This is a genomic window from Desulfovibrio legallii, from assembly GCF_004309735.1.
GTDB classification, from domain to species: domain Bacteria; phylum Desulfobacterota; class Desulfovibrionia; order Desulfovibrionales; family Desulfovibrionaceae; genus Desulfovibrio; species Desulfovibrio legallii.
Map to the genome: position 1 here is coordinate 33129 of NZ_SIXC01000001.1, position 20804 is coordinate 53932.

14 protein-coding genes are annotated in these 20804 nt (G+C 63.5%); 6 read left to right on the forward strand and 8 right to left on the reverse strand.

All coding sequences use genetic code 11. The annotated features are described in order from the left end of the window. Nucleotides 1-227 precede the first annotated feature (227 nt). Nucleotides 228-1397, reverse strand: coding sequence for an iron-containing alcohol dehydrogenase (locus EB812_RS00150; RefSeq protein WP_118229053.1), 1170 nt, complete (start codon nt 1395-1397; stop codon nt 228-230). Nucleotides 1398-2056: 659 nt separating this feature from the next. Here EB812_RS00150 and EB812_RS00155 point away from each other — a divergent pair. Beyond that, complete coding sequence (locus tag EB812_RS00155) at nt 2057-4375, forward strand: methyl-accepting chemotaxis protein (protein WP_118229052.1); 2319 nt, start codon at nt 2057-2059, stop codon at nt 4373-4375. A gap of 3 nt (nt 4376-4378) precedes the next feature. On the opposite strand, the gene EB812_RS00160 is transcribed toward EB812_RS00155, so the two are convergent. Further along, entirely contained in the window at nt 4379-5377 is a 999-nt protein-coding gene (locus tag EB812_RS00160) for a YheT family hydrolase (RefSeq protein ID WP_130957687.1), read from the reverse strand. A 55-nt stretch (nt 5378-5432) separates the two neighbouring features. On the opposite strand from EB812_RS00160, the gene EB812_RS00165 reads away from it, so the two are divergent. After that, nucleotides 5433-6698 carry a BaiN/RdsA family NAD(P)/FAD-dependent oxidoreductase gene (locus tag EB812_RS00165; RefSeq protein WP_118229050.1) on the forward strand — a complete coding sequence of 422 codons (1266 nt, stop codon included), beginning with the start codon at nt 5433-5435 and terminating at the stop codon, nt 6696-6698. Nucleotides 6699-6798: 100 nt separating this feature from the next. Here EB812_RS00165 and EB812_RS00170 read toward each other — a convergent pair whose 3' ends face one another. From EB812_RS00170 to EB812_RS00185, 3 genes are all read right to left on the reverse strand, one after another. Beyond that, nucleotides 6799-8505: a methyltransferase domain-containing protein gene (locus EB812_RS00170; RefSeq protein WP_118229049.1), complete on the reverse strand. Its 1707-nt coding sequence runs from the start codon at nt 8503-8505 to the stop codon at nt 6799-6801. Nucleotides 8506-8754: 249 nt separating this feature from the next. After that, nucleotides 8755-9342: a tetratricopeptide repeat protein gene (locus EB812_RS00175; protein WP_118229048.1), complete on the reverse strand. Its 588-nt coding sequence runs from the start codon at nt 9340-9342 to the stop codon at nt 8755-8757. A gap of 1149 nt (nt 9343-10491) precedes the next feature. After that, entirely contained in the window at nt 10492-11082 is a 591-nt protein-coding gene (locus EB812_RS00185) for a cyclase family protein (protein WP_118229047.1), read from the reverse strand. 95 nt (nt 11083-11177) lie between these two features. On the opposite strand from EB812_RS00185, the gene EB812_RS00190 reads away from it, so the two are divergent. The 3 genes from EB812_RS00190 to EB812_RS00200 all read left to right on the forward strand — a co-directional run bounded on the left by EB812_RS00190 (nt 11178) and on the right by EB812_RS00200 (nt 14081). After that, nucleotides 11178-11738 (forward strand): MarR family winged helix-turn-helix transcriptional regulator, encoded by a 561-nt coding sequence (locus EB812_RS00190; RefSeq protein WP_118229046.1) that lies wholly within the window; start codon nt 11178-11180, stop codon nt 11736-11738. 225 nt (nt 11739-11963) lie between these two features. After that, nucleotides 11964-12941, forward strand: coding sequence for a DMT family transporter (locus tag EB812_RS00195; protein WP_165450850.1), 978 nt, complete (start codon nt 11964-11966; stop codon nt 12939-12941). A gap of 60 nt (nt 12942-13001) precedes the next feature. Next, on the forward strand, nt 13002-14081 hold the full coding sequence (locus tag EB812_RS00200; protein ID WP_118229044.1) for a glycosyltransferase family protein: 1080 nt from the start codon (nt 13002-13004) through the stop codon (nt 14079-14081). A gap of 488 nt (nt 14082-14569) precedes the next feature. On the opposite strand, the gene EB812_RS00205 is transcribed toward EB812_RS00200, so the two are convergent. From EB812_RS00205 to EB812_RS00215, 3 genes are all read right to left on the reverse strand, one after another. After that, entirely contained in the window at nt 14570-17242 is a 2673-nt protein-coding gene (locus EB812_RS00205; protein WP_130957688.1) for a ComEC/Rec2 family competence protein, read from the reverse strand. Nucleotides 17243-17314: 72 nt separating this feature from the next. Beyond that, a complete protein-coding gene (locus EB812_RS00210; protein WP_118229042.1) occupies nt 17315-17770 on the reverse strand; it encodes a hypothetical protein in 456 nt (151 codons plus the stop codon). A gap of 198 nt (nt 17771-17968) precedes the next feature. Continuing rightward, nucleotides 17969-19255 (reverse strand): O-acetylhomoserine aminocarboxypropyltransferase/cysteine synthase family protein, encoded by a 1287-nt coding sequence (locus EB812_RS00215; protein ID WP_118229041.1) that lies wholly within the window; start codon nt 19253-19255, stop codon nt 17969-17971. A gap of 239 nt (nt 19256-19494) precedes the next feature. Between EB812_RS00215 and EB812_RS00220 the strand changes: the two genes are divergently transcribed. After that, nucleotides 19495-20781 (forward strand): competence/damage-inducible protein A, encoded by a 1287-nt coding sequence (locus EB812_RS00220; protein WP_118229040.1) that lies wholly within the window; start codon nt 19495-19497, stop codon nt 20779-20781. The last annotated feature ends 23 nt before the right edge of the window (nt 20782-20804 follow it).

A 20804-nucleotide genomic window follows, 5' to 3' on the forward strand; every position in this document is an offset into this window, starting at 1 on the left:
GTGTGACTCTTTACGGGTCTTTCACCTCCTTTTGCTAAATTTTATTAGTTATTCATTCTGGTCTTGTTTGTGTGTTCATATAATCACGCTGGCGCTGGACACTGTAACAATTAAAAAAGTGTATAATACTTCTGCTGTAAAGCCGCTCCTCCCAATGGCAGAAAAGAACGGCTTTACAGACGCTTCGGGCAGTTACGGCTCCAGAGGCCCGTGCTGCGAAGGCAGAGTTACCAGCACTGGTTGTATAGGGCTTCAATATCCTTCAGCGTAGCGCCTCTGGGGTTGGTGGGCGTCGTCACTTCGTTGAGGGCGTCCCTGGACATGGGGGCAATGTCTTTGCGGTCTATGGTCACGCCTATGCGAGCGCCGGCTTCCGTAATGGTGGTGGGGATGCGCACGTCGGCGTTGAGTCGTTTGATAGCTGCTACGGCAGTGTCTTCGGGGTAGAGGCCCAGGTCTTTGATGCCGGCGGCCACGGCGATATCCGCCATTTTTTCACGGCAGGAGATTTTGTTGAAATCAAGCACATAGGGCAGGACAAGGGCATTGGCGTCGCCGTGGGAGATGCCGTAAAAGGCGCTCAGCGGGTGGGCCATGGAGTGGACCAGCCCCAGCCCCGCGTTGCTGAAGGCAATGCCGGCCATAGTTTGGGCATAGGCCATTTTTTCGCGGGCGACGAGATCATTGCCGTTGGCTACAGCCCTGCGCAGATAGGTGAACACCAGGCGGATAGCCCCAAGCGCCAGGGAATCGGTGTATTCCATGGCGCCCAGCGAGATATAGGCTTCCACGGCGTGGGTCATGGCGTCCATGCCCGTGGCGGCGGTAATGTGCGGCGGCAGGCCAGTCATCAGCAGGGGGTCGATGATGGCCGCCTTGGGCAGCAGCCGCCCATCCAGGATGGCCATCTTCCATGGATGGTCGCTCCTGGTGTTGGTGATGACCGCGGCGCAGGTGGATTCGGAACCTGTGCCGGCCGTGGTGGGTACGGCAATGAAGTAGGGCAGGGGAGCCTTAAGCAACCCCAGACCGCGGTAGGCGTCAATAGAGCCGCCGTTGGTGGCCAGTATGCCGCAGCCCTTGGCCGTATCCATGGAGCTGCCGCCGCCGAGACCAATCAGACAGTCGCAGGACTCCTTGCTGTACAGGGCAAACGCTTCTTCCACATTATTGTCAGTAGGGTTGGCCACAGTTTTGTCGTAGATGGCGTACGAGAAGCCGGCCGTGGACAAAACGGCCTCCAACTGCTTGGGCAGTCCGGCCTTGACGATGCCCTGGTCTGTCACGATGAGGGGCTTATGCAGCCCGGCGTTCTTGAGCAGGTCCGGGGTCTTGCCCAGAGCGCCGGCCCCCGTAAAGAGAATGTCAGCCAGTTGAAAAGCAGTGACAGTGGACATGGGGTGTCTCCTTTGAGCTTGAGGGGTTCAACTAGAGCATTTAACGCTTGAAATGCTCGCTTACGGCAGGCAAAAGCCTGCCTTCTCGCATTTCGTGGCAAGGATTTTCAAGAAAATCCTTGCAGAGCAGTTAGCTCATTTCATTCGCTAACTGCTCTATGGGTAAAACGCTGATAAACGGCGTGGGCGCGGTATTGCGGTGGTGCGCATATGCCTGACTTCAGCCCAGACAAGCAAAGCAAAGGGCGTGCCATGTTTGTAAAATATACAACAATTTGAAAGCATTATGTTATTTTATTCACATGTTAAGAAGGGTGGGCGGCGCATGTAAAGATTTTTACATGTTAAACATAACATGTAAGGGCCCTGCGGGGCTGTCTCTTGCTGCCTGGCGTCGGGCAAAAGCAAGTATGCCGTTTGCGGCGCCGTACGTTTTAACTGAATAAAAAACATATGCAGCAGGGTTAATTGGTTACTCTGCTGCCAAGGCCGAATCGGCCTTTTTTGCATATTGCGCTCTAAAGTTATTTTTATTAGTAACGATGTGCTGCATAAGGAGCCCCTGCGACGCCCTGCGCGTGGCGCTGATCCGGTTCAGCCATCCTGTTTTTTCCTTGGCCGCTCCAGGCCCTCTACCCTCAGCCGACAACGAGACAGTTATGCGACAGCTACGCATCAATACCATCAGCGCTCTGGTCAGCGCACTCGCCATTATTGTGGTTATCGGCGTTCTGGTGGCCTATGTGTCCACATCCTCCTACCGGATGGTTTCCGGCGTCCAGAACGACGCGCTGGAGCAAACCGCCACTATTGTGGCCCGCTCGGCGGAAAATTACATCCGGCAGTCGGTGGATGTGGCTACCTCTTTGTCGGAGCAGGCGGCGGTGCGCCAAGCCTTGCGCGGCGGCCCGGCAGAAGGGGCTCAGGCGCTCATGGCCGCCTATGCGAAGGCTTTTCCCGACTATTGGTCTGTTTTTGCCTTTGACGCCAAAGGCAAAATTGTTGCCGGGCAGAATGCCGAGGGCAAAAGCCTGGTCGGCGGCGACCGTGCGGACAGGGACTACAGCAAGGCCATTTTCAGCGGTAAGGCCGTGGCCTTCAGCAGCGGCGTCATGAAGGCCACTTCAGGCGACACGCTCATCTATGTGGCGGCCAGAGCCGTGCGCGACGCTGACGGCGCCCTGCTGGGAGCCGTGGCCGTATGTCCGCGCTGGAACTCCTTTACCGTCGAAACTGTGGATCCTATCAAGCTGGGCCAGCGCGGCTACGGCTTTATGCTGGACACAGCCGGGCGCATTATCGCCCACAGTACGGATAAATCCTTGCTGCTTAAGGATCTTTCCAGTGAGACATTTGTGCGTCAGGCCCTTGAGAAGGGCAAGGGCATTATTTACTACCCATGGCGGGGTGAGGACAAATTTCTGTTTGTAGCCACGGTGCCCGCCACGGGGTGGCTGGTTTGCATGAGCGCCTATGACAGTGAGCTAACGGCTCCGGCCACGGCGCAACGTCATGTGCTGTTGCTGGTGGGGTTGGGGGCTATGGCGTTCACGACCTTGATGCTGACCACGCTGAACCGTCGTCTGGTGTTTACGCCCCTGCGCGCGTTGACAGACTTTACCGACAGTATTGCCGCGGGCAACTTCAAAGCGCGGCTGGAAGGGCACTTTCGGGCAGAGATGGCCGTGTTCGCGGACAATCTGCAAAGCATGGTGAACGAACTTAAAAAGCGTCTGGGCTTTTCCCAGGGGGTGCTGGACGGCATCCCCGCGCCCTGCGGCATTGTGGGGCCGGACTTTACCATGATCTGGGTCAATGACGCCATGTGCGCCCTGCTGGAAAAGGACGGCACAAAAGAATCGTATCTGGGGCAGAGATCGGGATTGTTCTTCCGCAACGACGCCACAGCGAGAACCCTTTCGGACAAAGCCATGGAAGAGCGCAAGACATTGTCCGGAGAATTCGACTATACGACACCCTCTGGTCGGCAGCTGCGCGTTTCTGTGCACACCACTCCCTTCTATGATTTGGACGGCGTCATGCTTGGGGCCATCGCCTTTTGGAACGATTTGACGGAAATCCACTCCCAGAAAAGCCGGATTGAAGCCCAAAACGCCGCCATTGCCCGCGCCGCCGTCGAGGCCGGGCAAGTGGTGGAGCGCATGGCCCAGGCCTCGCAGCAGCTTTCGGCCCAGATCGGCAAATCCAGTTCGGGCGCGCGGGAGCAGAGCCACCGCGTGCAGGACACGGCCGCCGCTGTGGAGGAAATGAACGCCACCATTCTGGAGGTGGCGCGCAATGCCGGGGCCACCTCCGAAAGCGCCGATGCGGTAAAGCAAAAGGCGCAGGACGGCGCGGCGCTGGTTTCCTCCGTGGCCGAAGCCGTGTTGGGCATCCGGGACGAGTCCGGCCGACTGACGGAGATTATGCAGCATCTGGGCGAACAGGCCCGGGATATCGGGACCATCATGGGCGTGATTTCGGATATTGCAGACCAGACCAACCTGCTGGCGCTTAATGCGGCCATTGAGGCGGCGCGGGCCGGCGAGGCCGGACGCGGCTTTGCCGTGGTGGCCGATGAAGTGCGCAAACTGGCGGAAAAAACAGCCCATGCCACCACCGAGGTGCGCCAGGCCATCGGCGGCATCCAAAGCGGCACCACCGACGCCGTAAGCCAGATGGAAAACGCCGTGGCCCGCGTGACGGAGGCCACGGGCATGGCCAGACATTCCGGCGAGGCCATGGAAGAAATCCTGAGCCTGGTGGGCATGGCCGGGGATCAGGTCCACTCCATAGCTGCCGCAGCGGAGCAGCAGTCCGCCTCTTCAGAGGAAATCAATCGAGCCATCAGCGCCATCAGCGGCATCGCCACAGAAACGGACCAGGCTATGGCCCAGTGCGCCACGGCGATCACCGAGCTGGCCCGGCAGGCGCAGGATCTGGAAAAGCTCATTGCCGCCCTGCGGGCGGATGACTGAGCGTTAGTCCCGCACCGGCCACAGTCGGCGCACAAAGTCCTGCGCCCGTGCCTCGCTGTAGTAGAGGGGGCCCGCCTGCACAAAGCCCACATGCCCCCCGTGGGGGGCCACCTCCAGATAGAGGTTGGGATTGTGCCGGGCGGTCTCCCACGGGTAGCAGGAGGGCGCGCAAAAGGGGTCGTCCGCTGCCAGCAGGAGCAAGGTGGGCACGGCGATGCGCGGCAGATCGGGCAAAACGGCGTTTTTCTCCCAGTAGTCCCGAGCCGAGGCAAAGCCGAAAGTGGGGGCCGTAAAGCGCTGGTCAAAGGCCGCAAAGGTCCGGATGCGCTCCAGGCCCTCCACGGAAGGATAGCCCGGAAAACGGGTTGCTTTTTCCCGCACCTTTTGGCGCAGGGTCCGCAAAAAATACCACATATACAGGCGGCAGGCCGGGCCGTCCATGACCGGGGCCGCAGCGGGCAGATCGCAGGGGACGGACACGGCCACCGCCAGCCGCAGCAGGGGCGAAACCGGGCCGCGACCCAGGTAGCGGCAAATCTGGTTGCCCCCCATGCTGAAGCCCGCCAGCAGCAAGGGGCGGTCAAAGCCTTCGGCATAGCGGACCACCGTGCCCAGGTCTTCAATTTCCCCCATATGGTACAGGCGGCTGGTACGGTTGGACACGCCGGAGCAGGAGCGCATGTTCCAGGCCAGGCAGTCAAAGCCTTCGGCCCGCAGCATGTTGGTCATGCCCAGCACATACTTGCGGCGGCTGTTGCCCTCCAGCCCGTGCGAGAGGATTGCCACGCCGCGCCCCTGCCCAAAGGGGCATTCCCGACCGTCCGGCCCCAGAGAAGGGTGCAGGTCCAGATCCAGAAAATCATGGTCGGGCGTGTCCAGGCGAACGCGCCGCACCCCCGCCGCCAGGGTGGGGTGCGGACGGAAAAGCACGGGCCAGACCGTGTTGACGTGGCCGTTGCGCAGGTGCAAGGGCGCAACATAGCTGGAGGCGATAATGGGCATGCAAACCTCGGCAGGGGGACTTGGCAGCAGGGGCGGCCTCGTATACCGTGGCCGCATGACTGCTTTTTTTCCCCATAGCGCCGCGCCGCGCGGCCTGTCAAACCCGCAGGCGGACGCGCCGCAGGCTGCGGACCTGCTGGTGGTGGGGGCCGGAGCCGCCGGGCTTATGTGCGCGCGGGAGGCCGCCGGGCGAGGCCTGCGCGTGACCCTGCTGGAGCGCAACGCCGCTCCTGGCCGCAAACTTGCCGTCTGCGGCGGCGGTAAGGCCAATTTCAGCAATCTGTCCATACGTCCGCAGGACTACCGTTGTGGTGATGCGGAGGGCGTTTTCTGCGTGTCGGCTCTGCGGGCCTTTACGCCGGAACGGCTGCTGCATCTGGTGCGCGCCTGGGGCCTGCCCTTTGAGGAACGCGCCCAGGGGCGGCTCTTCCTCAAGGCACCGGCGCAGCGTCTTGTGGCCGCTCTGACGGCGGATTGTCAAGCGCGGGGCTGCCGTCTGCTCTGCCGTACGCCGGTGAGCGGCGTGCGCGTCACGCCACAGGGTTTTGTTGTAACTACGCCGCAGGGCGAACTGCGGGCCGGGGCTGTGGTCCTGGCGGCGGGCAGTCCGGCCGCGCCCAAGGTGGGCGGTTGCGGCTTGGGCTACAGCCTGGCTGCGGCGCTGGGCCACGCCATTGTGCCGCCCCGTCCGGCTCTGACCCCCTTTTTGCTGGGGCCGGATTCTCCCTTGCCTGGGCTGGCCGGTCTGAGCCTGCCTGTGCGCCTGACGCTACCCATGTGCGGCTCACAGCAGGAACATGTTTTTGAAGACGATCTGCTCTGCACGCATACGGGGTTGAGCGGTCCGGCGGCGCTCAAGGCTTCGTTGTTCTGGGAGGAAGGACAGGACATCCGGCTGGATTTTCTGCCCAGGGCACGTCTGGCGACCCTGCTGGACGCGCCGGGGGCAGGCGCGCAGACCCCGCGGGGGCTGCTCTGCCGCCACATGCCCCAGCGTTTGGCCGACGTTTTGCTGCCGCCGGAGCTGGCGCGCCGCAAGATTGCTGAACTTTCGCGCGCCGCACGGCAGGCCCTGGACGCGGCGGTGCACGCCCATACGCTGTGGCCTGTGGGGCTGGCCGGGCTGAAACAGGCCGAAGTTTGCGCCGGGGGCGTGGCGCTTGCGGGCCTGGACCCGCAGACCCTGCAAAGCCGACACGTGCCGGGCCTGTATATGGTGGGGGAAGTGCTGGACGTTACGGGGCTGCTCGGCGGCTATAACCTGCACTGGGCCTGGGCCAGCGGAGTGCTGGCGGGCAGGGCGGCGGCGCGGCGGGCCTGATTGCGGCCTTATGCCGCGTCCGCGTGGCCCAAACATGCTCCCCGTCATACTGTAAAAAAATAAGTCCCTTCTTGTTCGATCCTACGGCGTCTTTTTTTCCTCAGGCCTCTTTCCATGCCGCCAGCCGGGCGCGGCGTTGGGCCTCCAGCTGGGGACGGGTCTGCGCCAGGTGGCGGTAGAGAGCCTCGCGCGCAGCGGTCTGGTGGTGGAACATGCGCTGGTGGGCCACATAGGTCAGGCCGCGTTGCCGGCGGGCAAGCAGTTCGTCCGGATCGCGGCAGAGGTTGTGCACGGCCTTGCCCCAGTTGCCCCCAGGCGGGACAAAAACGCCGATTTCCCGGTGTTCCGGGCGAGAATCATAGACCACAGGGGAGCAGACGGGCACGACCCCTGCGGCGCAGCATTCCACAAACTTCAAGTCAGACTTGAAGTTATTGAAGGGGGTATCGTTGAGGGGCAGCAAGGCCAAATCACAGCCCGCCAGCACCCGCATGTAGTCCCCGTGCCGCAGGCGAGGGTGGAAGGTCCTGGCAATGCCGGCGGGTACGGCGTCAAAAATATCCCGGTCATTGACCACAACCAGCTCCACGGCGTCGCCCAGATCGTGCAAGGCGGGGTAGAGCGTGGGGGCCATGGCGGCCCAGTCTTCCTGACGGTTAAAGGCCCCGAAAAAGATTTTGCAGCGTGTGCCGTCCTTGGGGGTGGCCCGGGCAAAAGGCTCCAGCCGCGACACGGCATTGGGCAGCACAAAAACGTTGGGATTGAAAGGACGCAGCATGTCCGCCAGCAGGGGGGTGCTGCAGGTGACCGCGTGCACCGCCCGAAAGGCGTAAAAATCCGAGTCCACATACTGGGGCCAGTGGTGCGGGTCGTCGTCAATTTCCGAAACGACTGCCCAGCCGGCGGCCACAAGGTCTTCCAGCTTGCGCTGCATTCCCGCCTCATGCAGAAAGTAGCGGTGAAAGATATAAACGCCGGGCGGCATATCCGTGGGCAGTTCCAGGCTGGCGTGACCATAGGCCACCCGCACGCCGGGCCGGGTAGCCAGGGCGGTGAGGGGCGCGTCCACCCGCGCGCGGGTTACGCCGCCTTGTTCGCGCAACCCCAGGGCGGCCACGCTCAAAGGCGTGGGGAGCTGCCCGGCAAAGGCCCGCAGCAGCCATTGGTAGGGGGCCGCATTGCGCTGCACTGTGGCGGCGTCAATGCCCAGGCTTGCGGCGGCCTTGGTCAGGGCCTGCAGGGGCGGTGCGGTCTTTTCTGGCCAGAGCACGCGAGGACTGGCCTCCAGGGCTGCAAAGCCTGCCTTTCTGAACAGTTCGCGCATAGATTCCAGGGTAAAAAAACGCAGGTGCGTGCGGTCCAGCAGGCCGTTTTCCGCATATTCCCATTTGCCCTGCAACAGCGGCAGGACCACGGACCAGTGCGCCACATTGGGGATGCAGGCTGCGCACAGGCCATCCGGCCGCAGCAGAGCGCGCAGGCGGGTCAGGGCACGCCAGGGGTCGCGCAGATGTTCAAGCACATTCCCCAGAACCAGCACGGCAAAGCCGTCTGGCGGAGCCGCTGCGGTCACCGCCGCCAAAACGTCGTCGTCTTCAATGCTGCCCGAGAGCACCGTGGGCAGGCGTTGGGCAGCCTTTGCCGCCACCTCCGGCAGTAGTTCCACCCCCACATACACGGCTTCCGGATGCCGCGCCAGGAAAGCCGCCCCGAATTGACCTTCAGCACAGCCGATCTCCAGAACACTCCCGCTGGTGACAGGGATTTTTTCCAGAAGTTCCGCATTGATATTGGAAAAATATGCCATAGAGGCCCCTTGCCACACTGCGCAATGTGGCGCGTAGAAAACAGTGGCAGGCAACCCCCTGGGGCACTTCAACGTTGAAATGCCCTGGCGGTTGCGTAAGCAGGCGCCCGCCGTGGAGGCGCAAACACAAGTTATTTGCGCGGTTAAGCGCTGGAACGAGTGTGCCGTAAACTTTGAGAATACGTATTCCCAAAGGTAATCTGCTTTAGGGCAAAGCCGCGCAAGGGCGATTGTACCGCCTGTACGCGGCTATTTCCCCTGCTGACGCAAGCTGGCGCACGCTTCGGCCAGATCGGCCAGAGCGGCGTTGCCCGGGTTTGCCTTCAGTCCGGCGCGGATGTGCCCCAGGGCGCGCACATATTCGCCGGCCTCCATCATGGCTTTGGCCATCATGCCGAACAGGGCCGTTTCATCCCGGTAATGGCGCAGGGCTTCGGCAAAACAGGCGTCGGCCTCTGAGGGCTTGCCTTGGGCCAGAAAGGCCTTGCCGTCCTTGAACCAGCGGTCCAGCTGTTGCTTGCGCTGCAGGGTTGCCGCATAATCTTCCTGTTCCTGGGCGTTTTTCAGGCCGTCCCGCACCTGGCGCAGACTGCGGGCCAAGTCCTGTTCCATGCCGGGCTGATAGGCCAGAGGGGCAGGGGCGTGGGCCCTGATGTCCGGGTCCGCGGCCAGGCTGGCGACGGCGTTGCGGATGTCGCCGCGCAGATCCGTCGGCGGCGTTTGCCCGCCCAGCGCATCCAGCGCGGCAATGGCCAGGTCCAGAGCGCGTTCCAGGTCGCGGCGCGCACAGCTGGATTTTACGCGGCCCAAGCCCAGACGGATTTGGCTGATGTTCATGCTTTTTCCCATACTGTCTGCAAAATGTGTTATGCCCGCTGGCCGTGTCAGGGCAGCAGGGCGTCCATGAGGGCGCGCTCTTCCTGATTGAGGCTAAAATGCAGAAGGTGCGCCCGAAAGCGGGCGCTGACAACGGCGGCAGCCCCGCGCAGCGCATGCGCAGGCCGTAGTCGCCGTCCTCGCCGCCATGTAGGCCGTATTCTTCATTCCAGAAGCCCAACGTATCCGCCACTGCACGGGGGATAAACACGGCCTGGCCCGGCAGGTTGTCTGCGCAGCAGCCCAGTTCGCCTCCCGGCGTAACCATGCCGCCGGGGTGTCTGCGCAACATTTCGCGGTTAAAGGCCCCGCCCAGGGTGGAGGGCTGCCGCCCGTGCCGCCAAAGGGCCAGCAGGTCGCGCAGCCAGTGTCGGCGGGCCATGGCCGTAGCGTTGTCCCGTTTCATGTACAAGGGGGCGTCCACCAGTTCCCAGCCCACATTGGCGGCGCAGGCCACGCCCATATTGCGCGGCAGCAGAAAAAGATGGTCAATGCGGCCTTCTTCCCGCCAGTGCTGCAGGCTGCGCACCAGGTCAGGTTCGCTGCCGTTGTCCACCACCGTAATGCAAAAGGGCACGTCCCGCGTTGTGTGGTTCAGGGCCTCGATGGTCGCGCAGGTGGCCGTCGGCCGGTTGAACACGGGAATGACCACGTTGCGGACCGGCCCCGTATTGCAGACCGGCCCCGTCGGGGCCGCCGCTGCCGCAAAAACATCCATAGAAATGCCCTCTTATGCACCCACATGGTAGAGAACGCTTTGCCGGGCGTCAAGACGCGCCCGCAGGAGGAAAAGGCCGCGCTGACGCGGAGTTGGGTGGATGCCCTGACAGTTCGGGCACGGCGCGCCGCAGCAAGGCCAGCAGGCGGCGGCTTTGGCGCACTGCAGGCCCTGGGCGGCCTGGGGGACGCGGCTCAGCGCTGCCGCTTCCGGCCGGGCAGGCTTCCTGACAGGGTAAAGCAAAACAGAAGTTTTGGGAACTACGGTACAGGAAAGAGTTGTTTGCAGCCGTCCGGGGGTGGCGGACCGGTAATGCCTTTTTTTGCCGCCTGTGGCCAGAGAAAGGCGCGGGATAAAGGGCTCCGCGCCATGCGTGTTACGGGCATAGTGCTTCAGGCATACGGAAGTTCCGCCATAATGCGGCAGGGCAGCCCTGTGCTCTCCTCAAGGCGCAGAGGAAAGGTCCTGACGGCAAAGGTCGCCGCGCCGGCGGCGTCGCACAGGGCGGCAAGGTTATAGACGTTTTCCACCACGAAGGTTCCCGCTGCGGCGCAAAAGTCATCGGCTTTCTTGTGTTCAGCCGGCAAGCGAACGCCGGCGCAGTCCACACCAATCATGGCAACCCTGCGGTGCGTCAAGGCTTCCAGCAGGTTCCATGAAAGCTGCACGGGCGCGTGCGCATAGGCCTCGCTGCCGTAGGCGAACGCTTCCAGCACGCCGGTACGCAGAAAAATGAACGTGCCGGGGGCAATGTCCGCGCACGGCAGATCCCCTACACCCACATCCCTGCCGCGCACATGGCGCAGATCAAACACCCGGCCCTGCCGCAAAAAATTGGCTTGCGGCCACGTCTGTCCCATAAGATCAAGGTGTGTGCCCAGATGCCCGAAACGCTCCAGGGGCACGTGCAGTGCGGCAGCGCGCGTGGGGGCCAGACTGCAGAAATTTTCCGGCCGTAAGGGAAGGCTGAGGTCCAGAAGCATGGCGCTCTCCTTTTGTTTCCTGGGAAACTATCTATATTTTGTTTCCTTGTCAACAAAAGTCTGTTACGCTGGCGTACCCAGCAAAGGCGGAGCGTATGCCGGAAAAAGACACTTTGAAGCCGCAGGTTATGGCGGGCATTTTCAGCCTTGTGCAACGCATGGAAGAGGTGGACGGCCTTTTTGACAAAGTGGGCTTTACCCTGGTGGAAGAGGGCCTGGGCGGCCTGATCCTTACGGAACTGCACTTTCTGGCCCTCATTGCCGCGGAAGGGGCGGTCAACGGCGCGACGGCCGCCAGAAAACTGAGGATGACCCGCGGCGGCGTTTCCAAAATGGCCGCCCGGTTGCAGGTGGCCGGTTTTATCCAGACGCGCACGCTTCCCGGCGACAGGAAAAGCCGGCACTACACCCTGACCCCCAAGGGGTGGCACGCGGCGCGCATCCACCAGACGTTGCACGCTCTGGCCGAGGATATGCTGTGGACGCGGCTTAAAGCCTGTTCCGAAACCGAACTGGCCCTGTTTGTTCGCATGCTGGAGCGCGTTTCCGAAGCCCTAAGCGCGTCCAACAGGCATATTCTGGCCAATGCGGCGACGCTGCTGCAGGCAGATGCGGCCATGCGGGGGGCCGACCGTCGGGAGAAGGAAGCCCCGTAAGGGGAGGGCGCCGGACGGCCAGGGCCGCGGCAATGTGTACTGCAAGGTTACGGTATGCGCGCCTTGGCGCTTACCGGGACGCATATCTGCGCTTACGCCGTTGCGGCGGGCGTCTGCTTCCGCAGCCGCCGGGGCATGTCGGCGCAGGCATGCCCCAGAGTGAACGCCCACCGGCTTTTGCCTTGTGGGGACAGCGGATTTTTATGGTACGGCAACGGAGGGAGCATGGGTGTTGCGGCGTGCAGCCAGCTTTATGCGCTGGTGACGGTTGTTCTGTGGTCTAGCGCCTATGTTTTTACCAAACTGGCTTTGGCATATTTTTCTCCGGGCGTGCTGAGCCTGCTGCGCTGCGGCGTGGCGGCGCTGCTTTTTGCGGCCCTGGCCGCGGCGGGGGGCGTGGCCCGTCCGCGCCTCCGGCATCTGCCGTTGCTTGCGCTTTCCGGCCTGTGCGGCTTCGCGCTCTATACGCTGACCTTCAATCTGGGGTCCGTAACCCTGAATCCCACCACCAACTGCATTGTCATTGCCACAACGCCCATCATCACCGCCGTGCTGGCCCGCCTGATTTTCGACGAAAGGTTGCACGCCCTGCGCTGGTGCGCCCTAGCCCTGGCGTTCAGCGGCGTTGTGGTCATGAACGGCGGGGGCCGCAGCCTTGTGCTGGCCCCCGGCATTGCCTGGGTTTTGCTGGCAGCCCTGCTGTTAAGCGTGTACAATATCCTGCAGCGCGGCCTCGCGCCCTTTTACAGCGCCGTGCAGATCACGGCCTGGAGCTTTTTTGCGGGCACGGCCATGCTGCTGTTCTTTGTGCCGGAAACCCTGCGCGAGGTGCGCGCCGCAACGCCGGGCGCGCTGGCCCTGGCCGGTTTTCTGGGCGTCTTTCCCAGTGCTGCTGCCTATTTGTGCTGGAGCCGGGCTCTGGCCATAACGCCGCGCACCAGCCTTGTGACCAACTATATGTTTTTGACGCCCTTTCTGGCGCTGCTGCTGGACTATGGCGTGACCGGCGGGCTGCCGGACGGAGCCACCGTGGCGGGCGGCGGCATTGTGCTGGCCGCGCTGGCTCTTTTTACGCTGGTGGGCGGAGCAGAAGGCGGGGCGGTCCCTTCGGGGGAGTCAAAGGCTGAACGGCGCGTCCCTGCGGACGCATACAGAACAAGGGGCAGTTCAAAAAATGCCGCTCCCGGTCGCCGGGCGCGTTGACGCCGGCCCATGCCCGTTGGTAGGCTCTGCCGCGCCGCCACAACGCGGCAAAGGAGCACCATGCGCGTACTTTACGGCATTCACGGCACCGGCCACGGCCACGCCATGCGCGGACTCACCATTGCGCGCCGCCTGGGGCGGCACCAGTTTCTGTTTGTGGCCAACGACGACGCGCCCAAGGTGCTGGAGCCGGAATTTCCCGTATGTCGCATCCCCAACCTGGGAACGGTCTTTAAAAACTACCGGGTAGACCTGCCTGCCACCGTACGCCGGGCCCTGCCCCTGCTCTGGCACAGACAGCGGTACATCGACGAGGTTTCGCGCCTTATTGACCAGTTCCGCCCCGACGTGTGCATGACGGACCTGGAATATTTCGTGCCCCGCGCGGCGGAGCGCGCAGGTCTGCCATGTCTGACCCTGGACCACCAGCACGTCATTACCTGCTGCCGCCACGACCTGCCCCGCGACATGTGGTGGGACGCCGCCATCCAGGGCCTCACCCCCCGCTACCTCTTTCGCCCCACGGCGGAAAATCTGATCATTTCCTTCTACGCCCCGCCGGTACTGCCGCGCTACAAGGCCCGCATTGCCCCGCCCATCCTGCGGGACAGCGTGCTGGCCCTACAGCCCCACGACGCGGGCCATGTGCTGGTCTACCAAAGCAATTCCACCCACCGCGCTCTGGTGGATTTTCTGCGCGCGGCTACCGACAGAATCTGCTATGTCTACGGCTACGACCGTACCGAAGGCCGTGAAGGTAATGTGGTCTTCATGCGCAAAAGCGAAGAAGGCTTTTTGCGCCTGCTGGAAGGCTGCGCCTACGTCATCCAGGGCGGCGGCCATACCCTTATGGGCGAAGCCCTGCACCTGGGCAAGCCTATCCTGACCCTGCCCCTTAAAGCGATGGTTGAACAACGCTTCAACGCGCTCTATATCGAACGTCTGGGCTACGGCATGCAGGCGGACATGCTCACCCTCAAGCCCGACCTGCTGCGCCGCTTTGAAGCCAATCTTCCCGCCTATCGGGCCGCCATTGCCACGGGCCGTTTTTGCGGCAATGAAACTGTCTTCGGCCTGGTGGACTACTTCATTCGCCACGGCACGCTTCCCGCCAGCGGCGAGCCGCGCGTGGAAGAATAGAGGGACGTTATGGTGGGGGAGTTGTGGATGCGTTGAGCCACTGCAACAGGTAGAAACGGAATGCTTCACCCCTGACGATGGCTGTTTCTTTAGAGCATATTACCTTTTAAAATATATATCACAAAAGATAAAGACACGTTCGCCCCAATGCTAGAGCAGTTAGCGAATGAAATGAGCTAACTGCTCTGTAAGGATTTTCTTGAAAATCCTTGCCACGAAATGCGAGAAGGCAGGCTTTTGCCTACCGTAAGCGAGCATTTCAAGTGTTAAATGCTCTAACAGTGCAAATAAATAGTTATACTGCCTGCATCCACAGCTAGTTCTGCTGCCTTTGCTTGTAACTCCCTGCGTCGTAACGGGCCAAGCTCCTGCATCGTAACGGGGCTGAAGCTGCGTGTGCGCCTCCACGGCGAACGGCTGTTCAGGCAACCGCCGGGGCATTGCAAAGCTGAAATGCCCCAAGAAAATTTTTTCAACAGGAATAGACGTTAGCGGTACGACACTTCTGGGGCGTAGGGCAGGGCGGCGCTTGCCACAGGCGGCGCGAATCCTGGGCCCCGCCGGGGCCAGGTAACGGTAAGGGCGCCGTGGCGGCCTGTGTCCAGCAAGGGAATTGCTTCATGCTGCAGCCAGGCGCGCAGCCGCCGTCCCGGATAGCCGTAGCGATTTTCAAAGCCGCAAGCGGCCAGCACCAGCCGGGGCCGCACCGCCCGATAGAACGCAGCCAGAAAGCTGTTGTCTGATCCGTGGTGCGGGGCCACGAGCACCGCTGCCCGCAGGTCCCGGCCCGCGCGCAGCAGTCGGCGCAGCACGGGTTTTTCCGCATCGCCCGTAAACAGGGCCAGACCTTGTCCCCGGCAGGTGAGCCGGGCCACCACCGAAGCGTTATTGCCGCTCTGAAAAGCGGTGTCGCTTTCGTCAGCCAGCGCTGCTTTTTTTGTTGTGCCCGCCGTGCCGGCAGCCGGGCGCGGCGGGTGCAGGATTTCCAGCCGCAGGTCCAGGGCGGGGTCGCCCAGCAGCAGTACGTCGCCGTCGGCCAGAGCGCGGGCCTGGTGGGCCAGCCTGGCAGCGCGCCAGAGCGCGCCGCGCGCCCCTTTGTTGTCCTGGCCGTTGTCCAGCAGCAAGGGCACGTCCAGCGCCTGCAGCACGTGGATAAGGCCGCCCATGTGGTCCAGATCGGGGTGGCTGTTGCACACGGCCGCCAGACGCGGCGCATCGTTGGTTGTCAAAGCCGGCGCGACCAAAGCCTTGCCGGGGTCAAATCGGGGGGAAAAGCCGCCCCCGCCGTCCAGAAGCAGGCGCACGTGTCCGGGCAGGCGTAGGACCAGCGCCTCACCCTGGCCCACGTCCAGCACCTGCAGTGTCACGTCCGGCGTCGTGCGGGCCTGCAGCCGCAGCAGCGGTCCTGCACAGAGCAGAACCGCCCCCAGCGCCAGCAGGCGACGCGCTGCCGGAGAAAACGATGGGCGTCCGGCCTTGTAGGCCAGGGCCGTGAGCAGGGCGGCAAAGGCGGGGAGGGCTGTCCAATGGGGGCGCAGCAGTGTCGGATTACGCAGCAGCCCGGCACTGGCAAGCCAGTCCAGACCGTCCGCCAGAACAGTGCAGGGCAGGGTTGCCAGGTACAGCACCAGACCGGCGGCGTCCACGGCCCCCAGGGCGGCCAGCCCCAGGCCCGCCACGGCGGCGGGCAAGACCAGCAGATCCGCCACGGGCAGCCAGAACACGTTGAGGGCGAACCACTGGCCCGCATTGCCGAAGAGCAGGATGTTGAGGGGCAGCAAGGCTACCTGTATGCCCAGAGAAACAAGAAAAATCTGCGCCAGCGGCCGCACTGCCCGCCGAAAAAGGCTCCACTGCCCTGGGGATTTGTGGGGTGCGGGCCTTTTCGGCAGCAGGACGCGCAGCCAGGGCAAGCCCATGCCTATGGCGGCCACACAGAGCACGGAAAGCTGCAGGCCCGTATCAAAGACGCTCAGAGGCGCAGCCAGAGTAATGCAGAGCAGGGCGGCGCAGAGGGCGTCCAGCGTTGTGCAGACGCGCCCGCGCAGCAGCCAGAAGGCCAGGGCCAGGAGCATGACCGCCGCCCGCAGCAGAGAAGGCGGCGCATTGCCCAGCCACAGATAGGCCAGTGCCGGCGGCAGGCTGGCCAGCAAGGTCAGTACGGCGCGCGGCTGGCGTAAGTACAGGCCAGGACGCAGGCGGGCCGCCGCCAGCACGCAGAGCAGCCCCACCAGACCGGCCACGGCCAGATGCTGGCCAGAAAGGGCCAGGCTGTGGGTCAGGGTGGCGGCGGAAAAATTGTCCAGGGTATCCTGCGTGAGATAGCGGCGGTCGCCGAACAGCAGCGCCAGCAGGATGGCCTTGCCCTGCGGAACGGCGGCGTCGGCGTCACGGCTGTCAGGATTGAACGGTGTAGAGGGGCCGCGCCCCTGCGGGCGGCCATTGGACGAAAGTGCCGCCTGCGTACGGCGCGCGCCGTCGGGCAGGCCCAGCGCCGTGCAAAAGTCCTGACGCAGATTCTCACGCCAGCGGGCTGAAAGCGTGGGTTCGCCAAGCAGTTCCGGGTTGTGGCCCGTCCCCCGGCTCCACAGTCGCCAACGCACGCCCTGGGCCGCCCACCACAGGCCCCAGTCCGTCAGGCCGGGATTGATAAAACCCCGCACAGGCAGGGGCCGTCGGCTGAGGCAGACGGTCTGCCCCGGCAAGGGGGCAAAGCTCGGCTCCTCCCAGGTCCAGGCGGTCAGGTCGGACAAAGGGGCGCTTGCAGCGGATGCGGGAGAACTGGTCGCCGTATCGATTGACCGCACGTCCGCCAGCAGCAGACGCAGACGCTTGTCCGGCAGGCCCTGCACGTCCCGCACCCGGCCGCACAGTCGGGGCGTTTGCCCGGCGGCAAGCCAGGATGGCGAGGCGGCTGTATAGCTGTGGGTCAGAGGCCGAAAGCTGCCGTACAGCTGGACATGGGCCACACAAAAGCCCGCCAGCAGCAAAAACATCCCCGTGGCCAGGCGGGTTGGCCGCCACAAACGGGCATCCGCCACAACAAGGACCAAAAGGCAGCACAGCGCAGGCCAGGGCCAGACCGCCGCCAGCAGCCCCGCCACCCAGAAGGCCAGAAAGGTCTGCCAGAGGAGAGGGGCTTGCAGCGGAGGATGGCGCATGGCTGTGACGGGCCGGGAACGTGCCGGGGCCGCGCGCGGTTCTGGAAAAAGGCGCGGCAGCGCGGTCAGCTGCTAACGGGGCAGCAGGTCCGCGTAGTCCTGACTTTTGATGTAGCGGCGCACAAAGGCCAGACCGGTTTTGCGGTCGCCGGTAAAGGTCGTGACCATGAATACATCGCCGGACGTGGCCACCCAGGCCTGACCAGGCGCTTTTTGTTCCGTGAAGGCAAAGCCGTACTGCCCGTTGCGTTCTGTGGGCGGCTTGGGCGCTTTGAACTGGTCCGCGAACAGGGCGGCAATGGTTTTGGCGTCGGCTCCGCCGGTGGGACCAACGACAAAGCGCACGGTCGTGGTGCCGGCGGCGTTGGTAAAGATGGCCGTGGTGGTGCCCTGGCTTTCTGTGGGGGCCATCACCACCCTCCAACTATCTGGAATGTCAGCTGTAAAATATCTGGTAGTCACTTCTTCAGCGGACGCAGACGCGGCCAGAAGCAGTAAAAGCGCTGCCGCTGCGAAAAATTTGCCCATGATGTCCCCCCCCCACAAAAATGGTCTGGAGCACAGGCCCTCGGGACGGCAAGAAGCCCACTCCGGAGAGCAGGCTTCTTGTATGCAATGCCGCGACAAAATACAATGCTCTTGTGCGGCCTTCCTGGAGCGGATTGCTTATGTGGACGCCCTCTGCAAAAGTACGGCAGAATCCGGAGCATTTCAGGGCGTAATGCGCTATACGCCGCGCAGGGCCTGGTCCAGATCCGCCAGCAAATCGTCCTTGTGCTCAATGCCGATGGAAAGCCGTATCGTATTGGGCAGGATGCCTGCCTCTGCCTGCTCCGCCGCCGTCATCTGCGCATGGGTGGTGGAAGCCGGGTGGATGACTAAGGATTTGGCATCGGCCACGTTGGCCAGCAGGGAGAAGACGCGCAGACGATCAATGCAGGCGCGGGCTGCGGCAGCGTCGCCCTTGACCTCAAAAGTGAAGATGGAGCCGCCCCCTTTAGGAAAATAGCGATGGTACAGATTGTAGCTGGGGCTTCCCGGCAAGGATGGATGGTTGACGCGCTCCACGCGGGGATGTCCGGCCAGAAAATCCACCACGGCCAGAGCGTTTTCCACATGCCGGTCCACCCGCAGAGACAAGGTTTCCAGCCCCTGCAGGAGTAAAAAGGCGTGCAGGGGCGCAAGACAGGCGCCCAGATCGCGCAGCAAAATGGCCCTGGCCCGCACGGCAAAGGCGGCCGCTCCGGCGGCCTTGCAGAAACTCAGACCATGGTAGGCCGGGTCTGGCGCGCAAAACTGGGGAAAGCGCCCCGAAGCCTGCCAGTCAAAGCGCCCGCCGTCTACAATGACGCCGCCCAGCGCCACGCCGTGCCCTCCAAGGAATTTGGTGGCCGAATGGACCACAATGTCTGCCCCGTGTTCCAGAGGACGCAACAGCCAGGGCGTGGCAAAAGTATTGTCCACCACCAGCGGGATGCCGTGCGTGTGGGCCAGCTCGGCCAGGCCTTCCAGGTCCGGAATGTTGCTGTGGGGGTTGCCCATACTTTCCACAAAAATGGCCTTAGTATTGGGGCGCAAGGCCTGGACAAAGGTCGCGGGCCTGTCCGGGTCTGCAAAGCTGGTGGCGATGCCCCAGGCGGGCAGCGTGTGGGCCAGCAGGCTATAGGTGCCGCCGTAGATTGTCCTGGCGGCCACCAGGTGGTCCCCGGCTTTGGTCAGATTCTGCAGGGCGTAGCTCACGGCCGCCGCGCCGCTGGCCGTGGCCAGGGCGGCCACGCCACCCTCCAGGGCCGCCACGCGCCGCTCAAAAGCCTCCACCGTGGGGTTGGTCAGCCGGCTGTAGATATTGCCTTCTTGCGTCAGGTTAAAGCGGGCTTCGGCCTGGTCGCAATCGTCAAAGACATAGGATGTGGTCTGATAGACGGGCACGGCTCGCGCACCCGTGGCCGGGTCGGGCTGCTCCTGCCCGGCGTGCACCTGCAGGGTCTCAAAATGCCACTGGGGGGTAGGCATGGCTGGTTCCTCATACGCCGTGTGGGCGGTTATTACTTACTAAAAAGATAAGAAATTGTGCTCCAATCCTGTGGCTTCTGTCAAGCACCTTTCCCAAGGGCACGGCGCTTGCGCGGGCCTGGCGGCGGCGCTACACTGCCCGCAGTTGCCGACAAGGGGCGGGAGCGCGCCCATGCGGTTGACGAAACCTTTTTGCAAAGCGTGTGCGCCGACGGCACGCAACCTTTGTGGAGCAGACAATGCGGGCGGAAATCATCTCTGTGGGCACGGAACTTCTTTTGGGACACACCGTCAATGCGGATGCGGCCCATGTGGCGCGCGAACTTTCCGCTCTGGGCGTGGACCTTTTGCAGGTGCAGACCCTGGGCGACAACGGCCCGCGCCTGGAGGCCGCCCTGCGCGAGGCCCTGGGCCGCGCCGAGGTGGTGATCACTACCGGCGGGCTGGGCCCCACGGACGACGATCTGACCAAGGAAACCGTGGCCCGCGTGGCGAATGTGCCGTTGGAGGAAGACGCCGACAGCCTGGCCCGTCTGCGGGAGTATTTCGGCAGCCGTCCCATGTCGTCCAACCAGCGTAAACAGGCCCTGCTGCCGCTCGGGGCCACGGCCTTTCCCAATGCCGTGGGCACGGCCCCCGGCTGCGCCGTGCCCGTAGGGGCGAAAGGCTGGGTGCTCATGCTGCCCGGCCCGCCGTCAGAACTGCTGCCCATGCTGCGGCAGAGCGTAGTGCCCTTCCTGGCCGACAAGGGCGGGGCGGTCATCGCTTCTTTCATGGTGCGCAGCTTTGGCCTGGGCGAGGGCGCTGCGGCCCTGCGCATCGCCGAACTTACGGACAAGGCCAACCCCACGGCGGCCACCTACGCCGGCGACTGTGAAATGTTTGTGCGGGTGACGGCCAAGGCTCCCGATGTTGACGCCGCCCGCGCCCTGGCGCTGCCGGTGGTGGAAGAAGTGCGCCGCCGACTGGGCTCCGTGGTCTATGGGGTGAATGTGGAAAGTCTGGAGGCCGTGGTGGTGGCGGAGCTGATCCGTCAGGGCAAAACTGTGGCCACGGCCGAATCCTGCACCGGCGGCCTGCTGGCCAAGAGGATTACGGACCGGCCGGGGGCCTCACAGATTTTTGGCTATGGACTGGTGACCTATGCCAATGCGGCCAAGATGCGCTTGCTGGGCGTGCCCGAGGACATGCTCCGCGTCCATGGGGCCGTCAGCCCGGAAGTGGCCCGCTGCATGGCGCAGCAAGCGCGCCGCGAGTACGGTGCGGATTTCGGCCTGGGCATCACCGGAGTGGCCGGTCCGGACGGTGGCACGCCCGCCAAGCCCGCGGGGCTTGTCTATGTGGCCCTGAGCGACGCGCAGCACGTCTGGTTGCGCGTTATGCGCCCCCAAGGGCGCTACCTGGGGCGGGAACGCACCCGGCGGCTGGCCTCCAGCCACGCGCTGGACATGCTGCGCCGCTGCCTGGCAGGCCTTCCCGTAGAAGACGACTGGGCTCTGGAAAACAACGGCACGGCCATCGGGTAAACAGAACGAGGACTTCATTCCTG